This window comes from Clostridium sp. LXY-7 (assembly GCF_056172015.1).
Genome location: NZ_JBLLJL010000004.1, coordinates 542,216 through 556,120, shown reverse-complemented (window position 1 = coordinate 556,120; position 13,905 = coordinate 542,216). Strand labels below are relative to the sequence as shown.

The window sequence follows — 13,905 nt, the reverse complement described above, 5'->3', positions numbered from 1 at the left end:
TAACCATAACACTAAGCTAACTCAAAAGATCTTAAATAGTAAATTATACATACATATTATCATTCAAGTTATTTTAAGTCAATTATTGTATAATATTTAAATATATTCATCTTAGATGCATTTAAAAGATAATTATGGCAAGAGTAGCTGTTTACTATTTAAACCTCAAAACAGTGATGATTATTTTTTCTTTGAAGTCCATACTTCACAGCCTTCATAAGGATTTGCAGTACCTACATAGAGTCTACCATCATTGGACGGCAATAGCATTCTAATACCATAATTTTTATCATTTCTTAATCCATTAAGAGAAATTGGTTTCCAGCAATCTCCACTATGAGAAACCCATAAATCCCCACCCATGGTTTTAATTGTATTGATAATGATCTTCAGTATACATATAATTATACGAATAAACCTACAAAAATCCTCCTGACCTAGGCATCCATTCCAAAAGTTTTCAGGTATAATGCTTTTAAAATAATCTATATTCTCTATTAAACTGAAAATAATTGTAGGAATAAGCACAGACCAGTCCCAAGATCCTAAATAGAGCTCATTATTATATTCTTTTAACTGCCAACAGTATGCATTGGATACAAATCCTAAACCAGCAGGTTGTTTCGGATCTCTGATACCATTTGTTATTGGTTTTGTAGGGAATATTGGACTACTGCCTACAACTACTTCCCATATATCATTATAACAAATTTTTATTATATCAAATCCCTTTGGAGGCACAAATCGTTGACTAGGATTTATACTATAAATTCCAAACCAAACCCCAGTACCCACATAAAGATTATTTTTGAAAACCTTCATACTGAGAGGCAATTCATTTAAAGCATCTCCAGCACCCTTGTCAACCACTAACTTCCACTGGTCTCTCTCAGGTTCTGTACCAAAAGTACGCCAAACTTCAAAACCTCCTATTGGTGCAGTACCAATATATAAATGTCCATTAAAGCTTTCCATTGATGCTATTTCTCCTCTTGGATTATTTTTAGAAACACCAAAGCTCACTCTATTCCAACCATTTAAAGGATTTTCTGTTTCATATAGAATTGTCTCATTTCCTCCACCTGTGCCTATCATAACCCCCATATATAACTTTCCATTGTGAACTATCATAGACCTCACAGTATCACCATCAGTAATTCCATCATTGGCAGGAATCCAATCAACTCCATTTTCACTAACTAACATTCTTACACTTGTTAAATTACTTCCTGCTGCAACTATTAGTTTTTCTCCATTAGCTAAGGTGTAATCAATCATAAATCTAAATCCAGTAATTCCCTCTTCCATAGTCGATTTATATACCCTTTGCCATGGTTCACTACCATCTTTTTTATAACGCCAAATTTCACCATTTAAATCTGGAAATGGTTTTGGATTGAATACTTCAGGAACTCTATCTGCAGGAATATTAAAAATTCCAACCATTACAAGATAAACTATATTTCTTCCTGTCCCCACATAAATATAGTCACCTAATTCTGCCATTGACCAAGCATAGTTATTTTGTTGACCAAAATCTGGATTTTCATAAAACCCATTATAGGGTGTTATTTTATTTAAAGAGAGCATAATATTAACTCCTTATTATAAAATTTTAATAATGCTTGTACAACTTTCTAGTATAATATATGGTTGTTTTTATAAGTTGCTACTTTACTCCATATTTTAATCATTTATTATCCTATTTAGGTAAAATATTGACAAATATATCTATGAGCTCTATAATCCTTCTGCCTTAGAGAAAACATCATTTGATTAGCTATCTAGTTAATCAAAATAAAAGGAGGAATAATATGGATCTAAAAGTATTGAAGGCAACCTTTCTCAGAAATTTTATGATTCAATTCAGAGCATACCCAAAAAGCTTTTTTATTGGAAATGTACTGACTGGAATTTACACCTCTCTAGGTGCATTATTTATGTACAAGCTTTTATTTAACGGAAACACCTCTAAACAATTCTATACCTATACAGGTACAGGAGATTACATGAGCTTTGTTATTCTAGGAACTTTAATTTATATCTTTGTGGTTAGAACCTGCCTAAATGTAAGTAGAAGCCTAATTACAGAGCTTCGGGAAGGAACCTTAGAAAGTATAATGCTTGCTCCCTTTAAAAGAGTTCAATATTTTATGGGAAATACGCTTCAACAGACCATTACTACGGGATTAGAGGTATGTGTTTCAATAATAATAGCTATACCCTTTGGACTTACTTTAAGAAATGTTAATATGATAGGATTTTTATTATCCTGTTTATTAGGATTATTTGCTTTCTTTGGAGTATCTATGGTATTAGCTTGTATTATGCTATACACACGAGATACCTATATCTCTCAAAACACCTTATTTGCTCTTCTATTTCTTTTGTGTGGAATTACTTTTCCTATAGATTATTTACCTCTATTTGTAAGACATATTGCTAATCTTATACCAATAACAGGAGTTGTAGAAATTATAAGAAATACCGCACTCTTAGGAATGTCCCTATCATCCCAAATATCAGATGTGATTTATGTATTTATACTAAGCTTAGTTTATACACTTATAGGTTTTGGGCTTATTAAGAAAATTGAATATATAGCTTTAGAAAAAATTCAAGGGTAGGTGGAAATATGATTATAGCAGAAAATTTAAAGAAAACTTTTGAAACTAAGATAAGTGAAGGCTTTATGAAAAAGAGTAAAAAATATGTTGAAGCTGTCAAAGAGGTCTCTTTAAAAATTGACAGTGGAGAAATAATAGGTCTATTAGGTATAAATGGAGCAGGGAAAACTACCACAATTAAAATGTTGACTACTTTACTATCTCCTACAAGTGGAACCTATCTTATAGATAACATAGATGGAGTTAAAAATCCTAGGTCAGTAAAAAAAATTATTAACATGGTAGCTGGTGGAGAAAGAATGATTTATTGGAGACTCACAGCCTATGAAAACCTTTGGTACTATGGTCAACTTTATGGCATAGATAACAAGCTCTTAAAGGAACGAATAAATATGCTATTAAAGCTAGTAGGCCTATATGAAAAAAAGAATGTGCCTGTGGAGACTTATTCTAAAGGTATGAAGCAGAGATTGCAAATAGCAAGAGGATTGATAAATGATCCTAAATATATTTTTATGGATGAACCGACTATAGGGTTAGATGCAGTAGTTGCTAAGGAATTGAGAGAATATACAAAACGACTTGCTAAAGAAGAAGGAAAAGGAATTCTATTAACCTCTCATTATATGGGCGAAATTGAAGAGCTCTGTGACTATATTTATATATTAAATAATGGTGAAACAATAAAAGAGGGAACTCCAAAAGAACTGACTAGAGCAACCTTTAAATATAAAAAATACGTTATTAATGTGTACAATCCTCCAGAGTTTTTGAGAGACAAATTATCACTGGAGTTAAATAAAGTTTATGATGATATTACAGTAGAAAAAAGAGATACGGAAGGTTTAGAAGTAATTTCACCTATAAATATTTCTATAAATCTATCAGAATTTTGTGTGAAAAATGGACTGATTATAAAGGAAATGTATGAAATAGAACCAAAATTAGAAGAGGCCATAATAAATTTAGCAAAGGAGGCTTAGGAAATGGAAGATTTTTTTAAAGTTCTTAAAGCAGAGGCTATAAAACAACATAAAAATTATTTTCACAGTAAACTTATATATGTATCATTATTTATCTGGCCTATAATTAGCTTTATATCTACTTATTATAGCTTTAAGCCTTTCAATTTGGATAATAGTAATATACCTTATTTAAATAAAGAAAATATGATAATATTTATATTATTAGGATATATGTCCATGAGCTTTTTTAGGTCCTTAGTTCAATCTGCTTGGAAATTTTCCTACGAACGAGTAAGTGGAACTTTAGAGTTAATTTACTTATCTCCAGCTAGTAGACAAGGGGTTATTTTAGGTAATGCTATATCTTCCCTATTTGAAAGTATAATAGTTATGTTGTTTTTTACTTTTGCAATGATTATATTTAAATATGAAGTATTGAATATAAATATTTTTTCAGCAATAATAGTTTTTTTAGTTACCATGCTCATGGCTGTGCTTTGGGGAATGTTTTTAAATTCACTATTTTTATTTTCCAGAGATTCAGGATTTTTATTTACTATTTTAGAAGAACCTATGGAAATCTTTTCAGGAGTAAAAGTTCCTACAGTGTTATTTCCACTATGGGCTAAAATAGTAAGCTTTATTTTTCCTTTAACCTATGCCATTGAAGCTATGAGAAAGGTATTTTTAAGTGGTAGCACTTTATATGACTTGAGAGGATTTCTATTAGTAGGAATTCTTATCATATTAATTCTATATAGTTTATCACTAATAATACTTAAAAGAGTGGAGCTCCACAGCAGAAAAACAGGTAACTTAACTTTATTTTAAGGAGATTTTATGAGAGTAGGTTTATTATACGAAAAGGAAATAAAAATAGAATTTATATACTCACCAATCTTTGAAATGCTTTGTGCTCTTCATGTTCTTGTAAACCCCAGCCACCATTTAGATAGATTAGATTGGGCAGATAGACTTTTAACTGATATGGATGCTGATTTATTAAAAGAGATAAGAATTTTAGGTGAAAAAACCTATAATTGGCTTATTGTAATGGATATATTTCAAACCTACGAGGAATGTGAAGATTTAAGTATCTTAAGTGTTTTGGATTTTATTTCCATTAAACCTCTCTACGAAATAAATAAAATTTTTAGTCTTTATAATAAATCTATTAATGAAAAGGAAAAGGCAGATATTTTTAAAGTTTTAAATAAATTCTATTTAGAATACTTTCAACAAGAATTAAAATATATAGAACCTTTACTAGTAAGAGTTCTAAAAAAAGATATAGAAACTGCAAAAGAAGATACACTTAAATATATAGGTTCTATCCATGAAAGAATAGAAATAACGGAAAATGAAATAAAATTTCATAAGAATAAAGTATATAGCTATAGCTTAGATAGCCTAAAAATTATAAAAATAAGACCCAGTACCTTTATGTCCCCTCATCTATTAATAGACACTGGAGAGAATGAAGTTTATTTGACTAGACTTATAAAGATAGGGGATAAAAAAGACCTAGCACCTAGTGACCTTATATATTTACTTAAAGCTTTAGGTGATGAAACAAGATTAAAAATAGTTAGAGAAATGAAAAAGTCTCCTCAATCTACACAAAATCTAGCTAAAACTTTAAAATTGACAGAAGCCTGCATTTCTAAGCATTTAAAGATATTATATGAGGCAGAGCTTCTATATAAAAAACGACATGGTAACTATATATATTATTATTTAAATTTAGACTCAATTGACTATATTCCATATAAAATATATGAGTATTTTATATAATATATAAGTTTTAATTAAGTTTCTACATTATACAAATAGAATATCTTATGATTAGACTATAAAAAGCTACTGCTGAAGGATTTTCATAATTTCATCATAGAAATGATTTTTATGGTCTAATCATATTATTGAAACTTACATATAATGAATAATTAAATTTCAGTATTTTTATAAATAAATATTAAAAAAATCATCACATATTCTCAAACCTTTAAGCTAAAAATGCACTTATGATTGCAATCACAATATAAAAACAAGGCTCTAATTTAATAATCATCATATCCTTAGAAAAGTCTTGAACCGCTGTCTTATTAGCCAGTTTATGAAAAACTTTACTAATTATATTGAAAATTACCCAACCACAAATGGTTCCTGTGGTATTCATTATTAAATCATTAATATCTGTTGCACGATATTTAGCAAACAATTGACTAATTTCAATAATTATTGAAAATAATATTCCACTATATAACGTAGGGCATAAGCTTCTATGCTTTTTCCATAATGTTGGTAATAAGAATCCAAACGGCATAAAGAATATTATATTAAGTATAGCTGAAATTTCAAGTCCACCTTTAAAAGGTACTAAATTTATATTAGGATTAAATATAGGCTCATTTAAACTTAAAATCCTTTGCCCTTCCTGCAAAGAAGGAAATCCTACTACTTGTGTTAAGGCGATTATAAGATATATCATAAAAAGATATCCAAAAAAGTAATGTTGCCATCTTATTTTATCTTTAAGTTTCTTGCTATTTTTCCTTAAAAAAATATTTAAAACAGTTATTAGAAAAATTGCTATTATAAAACTTTTTAATTCACTCATTTTTTTCACCCTCTTTAATCTTACTGTTAGCTGTCCATTAAAAACCTATATCTAAAACTCTCCTTTTGTAAATTATTTTTATTAATAAACATATTGTATAATTAATTATTTAAAATTTACTTAAACATTTCTTAAGAAATTATTACAAAATTTTAATTATATAGATTTCAATAAAGATAATTCATATCAATCATTTATCGTGTATAAACTTTATTGTAACTTTTATATAGTGATATTTTTAAATAACAATATATTTTTATTGTTATTACTTATTTTTTTATTGAATAACGATAATATTTCTGTTATTATGTTATAAGATACTTAATAAAGCAAAAATGGAGGATTTTAAGGAGTAGAAGGAATGAGGAATTATAGAATTAAGAAAAACCTATTACTAAAAATCATAGCTACTTTAATATCATTTCAGATTATAAGAATAACAATAAAACACTTGCTTTTCCTAATCGTAGATAAGAATTCTTATAGTAGCGATTTAATTACTATTTTGATCATGTTTTTACTTACTATTACTATCCTAATCATGTCCAAAAATTTTGAAGAGTTCCTTTTTAGGGGGTATGTTTGGAATAAGCTAAAATCCTGTTATAAAAGTGGATTTACGGTTTATATTATGAATACTTTGCTATTTGCTCTATGGCATTTAGGATATGTAGATACCATTTGGTTTAAAGTCCCTTTAAGAGATAATGCTCCTAATATAGCATATAAATTAGTAAATAATTCATTCGAAATTTGGAGGGAATAATTATGAATAATAAATTTTTAAACATGGTCATATTTGCATTAAGTTTTATTTGCTTAATAATATCCGTTAAGTTATTTTGGAATATAGGTATTTATGTTGATGAATATAATACAACTCCAAGCATAGTATACGGTGGAGATTTCTGGCTTTATATGGATTGGTTAAGATTAGGATTCAGTGCATTTATATGTGTTTTATCAGGATTTAATTTATTTAAAAAGAACTAAGTAATTAAAATAAGGTTATTTATACATCCAACCTTATTTTGTATAGCAAATCAGCAATTTTGTCTAACAGAGTCAAAGCATAAAAGCAGCCCAAAGGCTGCTTTTATGCTTTATATTGCTTTTTTGTCAAAGCTAATTGTAACTTTAAATAAATCTCCATCTACATTTACCGAGAAAATTCCTCCTTGTAACTCCACGAAGCTCTTAGCTATGGCAAGACCTAGGCCCGAACCTTCTGTATTCCTAGACTTATCTCCTCTAACAAATCTATCTGTCAAATCTTCCATATTTATATCTATTTCTACTGCAGACATGTTTTTGAAAACTATATTAACCCTATCAACTTCCTCAATAATATCGATATATACTCTAGATCCTGTCATAGCATATTTAGTTATATTAATTATAAGATTTTCAAATACTCTAAACATACGTTGACTGTCTAAAGCTAATACAACTTTACCTTCTGGAAAATTGCTTTTTACAATTAAGGATGCCTCTGATATCTTATCAGTTAATTCTAATAGGGTTTGCTTCATTAGAGATACTACATCCACATCCACTATATCTAACTTTATATTTCCACTTGTTGCTTTACTTACCTCAAATAGATTTTCAATCAACTCTTGTAATCTTTGTGACTTTCTATCTAGGGTATCTAAATATTGTTTACGGTTTTCCTCAGTAATATTTTCATCTTTTAACAAATCTACATAGGTAATAATTGAAGTTAATGGAGTTTTTAAGTCATGGGATACGTTAGATATAAGCTCTGTTTTCATCCTTTGACTTTTTACTTCCTCATGAACTGCCTTTTTAAATCCACTTTGTATACTTTGTATTTCTTCCTTAAATGGCTCAAATACACCTAAATTTTCCTCAATGTCAACATCTAAATTACCTTCTGCAATTTTACTAGTTGCTTTTAAAAGTTTATTGTACTTTTTACTTGTATCTTCAACATATCTTCTTACTATTATAAATAAAACTACTGTATAGATTATTGCCCCAAATATTCCAAAGAACCACATGCTACAAAGTATTAATACTACTACAAAATTTATACCTAATGCTTTTACAATAAACTTTGTTGGTTTATCTCTTAGATCTATATTTTGAAAATATTCATATGTCCTACTAAATATATTTTTTATCCATTTTATTATTATAAACATTAAGGTGTTTTCTCTGATATATTTTTTAATTCCTATACTAAATATATGCTTTAATAAAACAACCGCCATAAATATTATTCCAAAACATATAAACCAATACCCAATATTTATTAACCCAACTATATTTTTAGCTAAAGCTCCTTCTATACTTAATTCTGCTAATCCGTTAACAAATTCTCCACTTAAAGTACTAGTTATTATATTTTGTGGAGATGTACTTATAAGTGCTATAGTGAAAAGTACCATTAGTGCAATTATTTCAAATGGAATTTTATAGAATTTATCAAAGCCTAACAATTCTTTAGAATTTTTATATGGAATTAATAGTCCGCATAATGTTATAAATCCTAGGGCTAACATTATAAAAGGGCCACTAGCGTTAACAATCCCATATCTATTTCCTCTATCTACATAATAAGATATACTATCACTGTAAGATAAATTTTTAGGAACAGCATATACAAGGGTCATATTTTTAATAGATTCCAATTCTAAATTGTAATTTAGATTTAGACTTGATTTAAAATCTATAAATCTACTAGTTATGTCATTTCCATCTACTCCATAAGGATTTCTCACAGTTAAATTTCCTTTTTCATCAAAATCAAGAACTACATAGAAATCATATATTATATTATATTTATTATTTTCTTCACGTTTTTCTAGGCTAATATTCTCATCTATTAGACCATTTATATCCTTGCCATTATTTGTTATGCTTAATTTTTTTTCCTTTTCAACAGCATAATAAGATAAATTACTAAAAGAATTATTAAAATTTCTTTTCCAACTACTAAATTCGTCATTTATTCTATTCTTTATATCTCTATATTGATCATAATTTGAATTGTAGTCTGAATCATCCTCTGAGTAATTCTCATATTCTTTGTAAACTAAATTTTCATTAAATAATAGGTCTGATGGAACTATTTTTTTCCCTGATTTTTCTTCTAGCATTTTATGATATAACACATAACTATTTTTATATAAATCTTCTAGAAAATCTGATTGTTCATATGGATTATATCCATATTTTTTACTTCTCTCTTCTATATTTGAATATGTGAATAACATTCCTATAGCTGTACCTAATAATAAAATCGAGATGATTGTATTTATTATATATTTACTAGTATTTTTATTGCTTTTCAATTTTGTATCCAACTCCCCACACCACCTTTAAATATTTTGGATTTTTTGGATTTATTTCTATTTTTTCTCTTATGTTTCTTACATGAACCATTATAGTATCTGTGTTTATTGCCTGCTCATTCCAAACTCTTTCATATATCTCCTCTGCAGAGAAAACCCTCCCTGGATTTCTCATTAATAAATGAAGTATCTTAAATTCACTAGGCGTAGTCTTCACTAAGTTACCATCTACTGTTACTTCTTTAGTATCCTGATTAAGCTCTAATCCTCCTATAACAAATACATTGTCCTCATCTTTAACCATATTTAAGTATTTAGTATATCTTCTAAGCTGAGAATTAACTCGTGCTAAAAGCTCCAGAGGTTTGAATGGTTTTGAAACATAATCATCAGCTCCTATATTAAGTCCCATAATCTTATCAACTTCTTCTGATTTTGCAGATAATATTATAACAGGGAAATTATTATTTTCTCTGAGCTTCATTATTAAAGTTATTCCATCCATTTTAGGCATCATTACATCTATTATCGCTAAATGTATTTTTTCACTATTTAATATATCTAATGCTTCGAAGCCATTGTAACCTTTAAATACCTTATATCCTTGGTTTACTAAATATATTTCTATAGCATCTGCTATTTCCTTCTCATCTTCCACAACTAAAATATTATATGAATTCATATTGCTCCCTCTTTCTACAACATTGTATTTATTCAATCTAATTTAATCTACATATTATTTTTTAATATACATTAATCTATATACAAGCTTAATTATACAATATCATAGAGAATTTTTTAATTTATTAAACCATTTCTTGTTTCTATACTTTTATGATACTTTTCAAAAATTAAGATAAACTTGAGGGAAATCTAAAGACTTTCTAAAGACTTTCTTCTAAAATCCAAAAGGTGATACCAATACATATTTTTATACTTTGTTAGATATGTAAAAAGCCACAAGAAAGCTATGGTTAAATATATTTATCCATAGCTTCCTTGTGGTTAATTTTCTATTTTGTAACGATTATATTTTCATAAAAATTTCTTAAGAAAACATACTTAAAACCTTAGAGAATAAACTAAGATTATTTCTTGCTTCCTTGTTATCAGAATTTAATTTTAAGGCTTTTTTAAAATCAGCACAGGCTTCTTTTTTTCTTCCCATTTGCTTATGCAGAAGTCCTCTTTGCAAGAAATAATTATCATCTTCATCATTAAATTCTATGGCTTTTGTATAATCTAATATAGACTTCTCTATCTCTCCTATTAACTTGTAACCCATTGCTCTTTTATAATAACAATAATCAAATTGGCGATTAACCTCTAATGACTTTGTATAATACTCTATAGCTCTTTCATATTTACCTTGTGTATAGTATACATCTCCCATATTGCATAGAGGTAAATCATACTCTGGATATATTTCTAAAGCTTTTTTATAATCCATCATGGCTTTTTCCAAATCATCAAGGTCTTCATATACTACTCCTCTATTATTGTAATATAATGCTTCACTATGGAGAGAAATTTCTATAGCACTGGTATAATCTTTTATTGCCTCTTCATATCTATTTAAACTTTTATATGATCTTCCTCTATTGTTATAACATGCATCATACCTTGGATCTATCTCTATAGCCTTAGTATACAATTTTATTGCCTCTTCATAATCCCCTTTAATTGACATTATTCTACCCATATTATAATATCCATACTTATATTTAGGATCTATTTTTATAGCCTTCTTAAATTTTGCAAAGGCCTTATCGTATTTTCCCTGATCAAAGTAGGATAGTCCTATGTTATTATAGGCATCAACATAGTTTTTATTTATTTTTAATGCCTTTCTATACCATTCTATTGCCTCATCATATTTTTCTGACTCATAATATATATCTCCTATTTCGTTATAGGCATAAGTATACTCAGGGCTTATTTCTATGGACTTTGTATAATCGTCAATAGCTTTTGAAATCTCTTTCATCTTTTTATAAGTTATAGCCCTATTAATATAACAATAAGAATAATTACTATCTATATTTAAAGCTTTACTGTACCATTCTATTGCTTTCTCATAATTTTCCATTTCATGACATACTTCACCTAATTCATTATAAGCATAAGCATACTCTGGATTTATTTCTACTGCTCTAGTAAAATCTTCAATAGCTTTTGAAAAATCTTTTATGGTTTTATAAGTTATACCCCTATTAGCATAACAATAGTCATACCCTAGGTCTACTTCTAGTGCTTTTGTATACCACTCAATAGCACTATCATATTTTTGCATTTCATGATAGACTTCTCCTAATTCATTATATGTAAAAGCATGCTCTGTATCTATTTCTGTAGCCTTCTTATAATCCTCAATGGCCTCTTTAAACATCTTCTTATTTCTATACATAATTCCCCTTTGGCAATATGCATATCCATAACCATTGTCTAATTCTATTCCTTTGGTATAATCAGCTATAGCCTCATCATATTTTTCCATATTTCTATAAACATTGCCTCTACATACATAGTAGTATGGGTTTTTCTTATCTATATTTATGGCCTTATTATAAAACTCTATAGCCTTCTCATATTCTTTAGCATCAAAATAAAAATGACCAAAGCCTATATATATTTTTGAATTATCCTTATCTTTCTCTAATGACTTACCGTATAACTCTAGAGCTTCTGCCTTTTCTCCAAGTGTATATAGTGCCTCTGCCTTTTCATAGTATATACTTCCATCTACCAATCCAATTTTAATGGCTTCGTCACAAATCTTAACAGCTTCTTCAGCCCTACCTATTCTAATATATATTTCTGCTTTATTTCCATAAACCTCTGCAAAGGTTTGACAGATATCTAATGCAATATTATATACCTCTAAAGCTTCTTCATATCTTCCTAGTTCGCATAATATCTTTCCTTTGTTGTTATAAGCATGAGCCATGCCACCATTTAACTCTATAGATTTATTACATGCATCTAAGCCTTCTTCATATCTTTTTAGTTTATATAATAAATTTCCTTTATTATTATATATGGTAGATAAATCCTCTCCATATTCTATTGCATTATCATAAAAATTTAATGCTTCTTTATATTTTTTCATATCATGAAGTATGCTGGCCATATAGCCATAAGCTTCTCCATTCTCTGGCTCAAGCCTTATTACATCCTCAAAGTACTTCATAGCTTCTTCTGTTCTATTTAAGACAACAAGTACCTTTCCTAATGCCAAATATACCCTTGTTTTATCCATAGGTGAATCTTTTTCTATATGTTTTAAAATTTCATAGCTTTCTTCACATTGATAATTTTCGAAATAACATTGAGCTAATTTAAATTTAATCTCATCATCTTTTTCAATTATATTTTCATACTCATCTATCAAAAATTTATTTACACTTATTAAATTTGCTCTTATATCTGAATTATACTGATATATATCGCTTAGTCTTGAATACATTTCCTTGGCTTCCTCAAACAATTCTAGACTATAACAACATTCAGCTATGCCAAATATAATAGAAGTATTGTTAGGGTCCTTTTCTAAGGCTTTTTTATAATCCTCATAGGCCTCATTTATCTTTCCTTTTCTAAGAAGTGCTCCCCCTCTTCTAAAATATACCTCCGGATTACATTTATTGTCATCTATGATTTTTGTAAATACTTCTATTGCTTCATTCACCTTATCTAATAGCAATAAATACCTTCCCTGAAGAATTTTTAAATCTTCATGATATTCTATTATAGATAAGGCTGCATCTAAAGATTTTTTTGCCTTATAAATTCGTCCATCTCTTATATTGTAGCTGGCATCATAGTAATTCTTTATAAATGCATCATAATCTACTGATTCCTCTTCTCTAAACAATTCATATCTTAAATTAAATTCATTATTTATATTTGCCATTGCAAAATCTATGAAGTTTTTAGGAAAATGTTCTCCTAATTCTTCATATGCCTCACTCCAGCTAAATTGCTCATCTAATGTTCTCCACACATTATTAGGTAAGTAGTAGTGTTCCATCAAAAATTCTAATACCTTATAACTTATCTCTTTTGAAGTATCAATTTGAAAACAAACATCCTCTTTAAATAATTCTCTCCAATTTTTTTCATCAATTCTTAAATAGAATTGGTCATACAAGGTTTTAACCTTAGAAATAAAGCTATCTACAGGATCCTTTTCTTCTTCATTATTTTCTAGAACTACTTTTCCCTTTAAAGCATTATCATAAGCTTCTCTCAATCTTTGAAATCCTTCTGGATCTTCTTCTGGATGATAGATATTCAACTTCTCCATATATGCTTCTCTAATTGCATTTCTATCATTTGTGCACTCTATGCCTAAAATATCCCAATAACTCATC

11 protein-coding genes are annotated in these 13,905 nt (G+C 28.2%); 6 read left to right on the top strand and 5 right to left on the bottom strand.

Features of this window, described 5'->3' with window-relative positions:
• Positions 1-180 precede the first annotated feature (180 nt).
• Complete coding sequence (locus tag ACI48Q_RS15880; protein ID WP_474920099.1) at positions 181-1,590, bottom strand: VHS/ENTH/ANTH domain-containing protein; 1,410 nt, start codon at positions 1,588-1,590, stop codon at positions 181-183.
• 224 nt (positions 1,591-1,814) lie between these two features.
• Between ACI48Q_RS15880 and ACI48Q_RS15875 the strand changes: the two genes are divergently transcribed.
• From ACI48Q_RS15875 to ACI48Q_RS15860, 4 genes are read left to right on the top strand one after another with little or no spacing between them, the layout of a single operon-like run.
• Complete coding sequence (locus ACI48Q_RS15875; protein ID WP_474920098.1) at positions 1,815-2,627, top strand: ABC transporter permease; 813 nt, start codon at positions 1,815-1,817, stop codon at positions 2,625-2,627.
• An 8-nt stretch (positions 2,628-2,635) separates the two neighbouring features.
• Positions 2,636-3,610 carry an ABC transporter ATP-binding protein gene (locus ACI48Q_RS15870; protein WP_474920097.1) on the top strand — a complete coding sequence of 325 codons (975 nt, stop codon included), beginning with the start codon at positions 2,636-2,638 and terminating at the stop codon, positions 3,608-3,610.
• Between the two features lie 3 nt (positions 3,611-3,613).
• Positions 3,614-4,423 carry an ABC transporter permease gene (locus ACI48Q_RS15865; RefSeq protein WP_474920096.1) on the top strand — a complete coding sequence of 270 codons (810 nt, stop codon included), beginning with the start codon at positions 3,614-3,616 and terminating at the stop codon, positions 4,421-4,423.
• A 9-nt stretch (positions 4,424-4,432) separates the two neighbouring features.
• Positions 4,433-5,386: an ArsR/SmtB family transcription factor gene (locus tag ACI48Q_RS15860; RefSeq protein WP_474920095.1), complete on the top strand. Its 954-nt coding sequence runs from the start codon at positions 4,433-4,435 to the stop codon at positions 5,384-5,386.
• Between the two features lie 211 nt (positions 5,387-5,597).
• On the opposite strand, the gene ACI48Q_RS15855 is transcribed toward ACI48Q_RS15860, so the two are convergent.
• On the bottom strand, positions 5,598-6,212 hold the full coding sequence (locus ACI48Q_RS15855) for a VanZ family protein (RefSeq protein WP_474920094.1): 615 nt from the start codon (positions 6,210-6,212) through the stop codon (positions 5,598-5,600).
• 361 nt (positions 6,213-6,573) lie between these two features.
• On the opposite strand from ACI48Q_RS15855, the gene ACI48Q_RS15850 reads away from it, so the two are divergent.
• Both ACI48Q_RS15850 and ACI48Q_RS15845 read left to right on the top strand, forming a co-directional pair.
• Complete coding sequence (locus ACI48Q_RS15850; protein ID WP_474920093.1) at positions 6,574-6,978, top strand: CPBP family glutamic-type intramembrane protease; 405 nt, start codon at positions 6,574-6,576, stop codon at positions 6,976-6,978.
• A gap of 2 nt (positions 6,979-6,980) precedes the next feature.
• Positions 6,981-7,205 carry a hypothetical protein gene (locus ACI48Q_RS15845; RefSeq protein WP_474920092.1) on the top strand — a complete coding sequence of 75 codons (225 nt, stop codon included), beginning with the start codon at positions 6,981-6,983 and terminating at the stop codon, positions 7,203-7,205.
• 110 nt (positions 7,206-7,315) lie between these two features.
• Here the strand turns inward: ACI48Q_RS15845 and ACI48Q_RS15840 are convergent, their stop codons facing one another.
• The 3 genes from ACI48Q_RS15840 to ACI48Q_RS15830 all read right to left on the bottom strand — a co-directional run bounded on the left by ACI48Q_RS15840 (position 7,316) and on the right by ACI48Q_RS15830 (position 13,904).
• Positions 7,316-9,544, bottom strand: coding sequence for a sensor histidine kinase (locus ACI48Q_RS15840; RefSeq protein WP_474920091.1), 2,229 nt, complete (start codon positions 9,542-9,544; stop codon positions 7,316-7,318).
• Positions 9,519-10,214 carry a response regulator transcription factor gene (locus ACI48Q_RS15835; RefSeq protein WP_474920090.1) on the bottom strand — a complete coding sequence of 232 codons (696 nt, stop codon included), beginning with the start codon at positions 10,212-10,214 and terminating at the stop codon, positions 9,519-9,521. Before ACI48Q_RS15835 ends, ACI48Q_RS15840 begins: the two co-directional genes overlap by 26 nt.
• A gap of 366 nt (positions 10,215-10,580) precedes the next feature.
• Entirely contained in the window at positions 10,581-13,904 is a 3,324-nt protein-coding gene (locus ACI48Q_RS15830; RefSeq protein ID WP_474920089.1) for a tetratricopeptide repeat protein, read from the bottom strand.
• Between the last annotated feature and the right edge of the window lies 1 nt (position 13,905).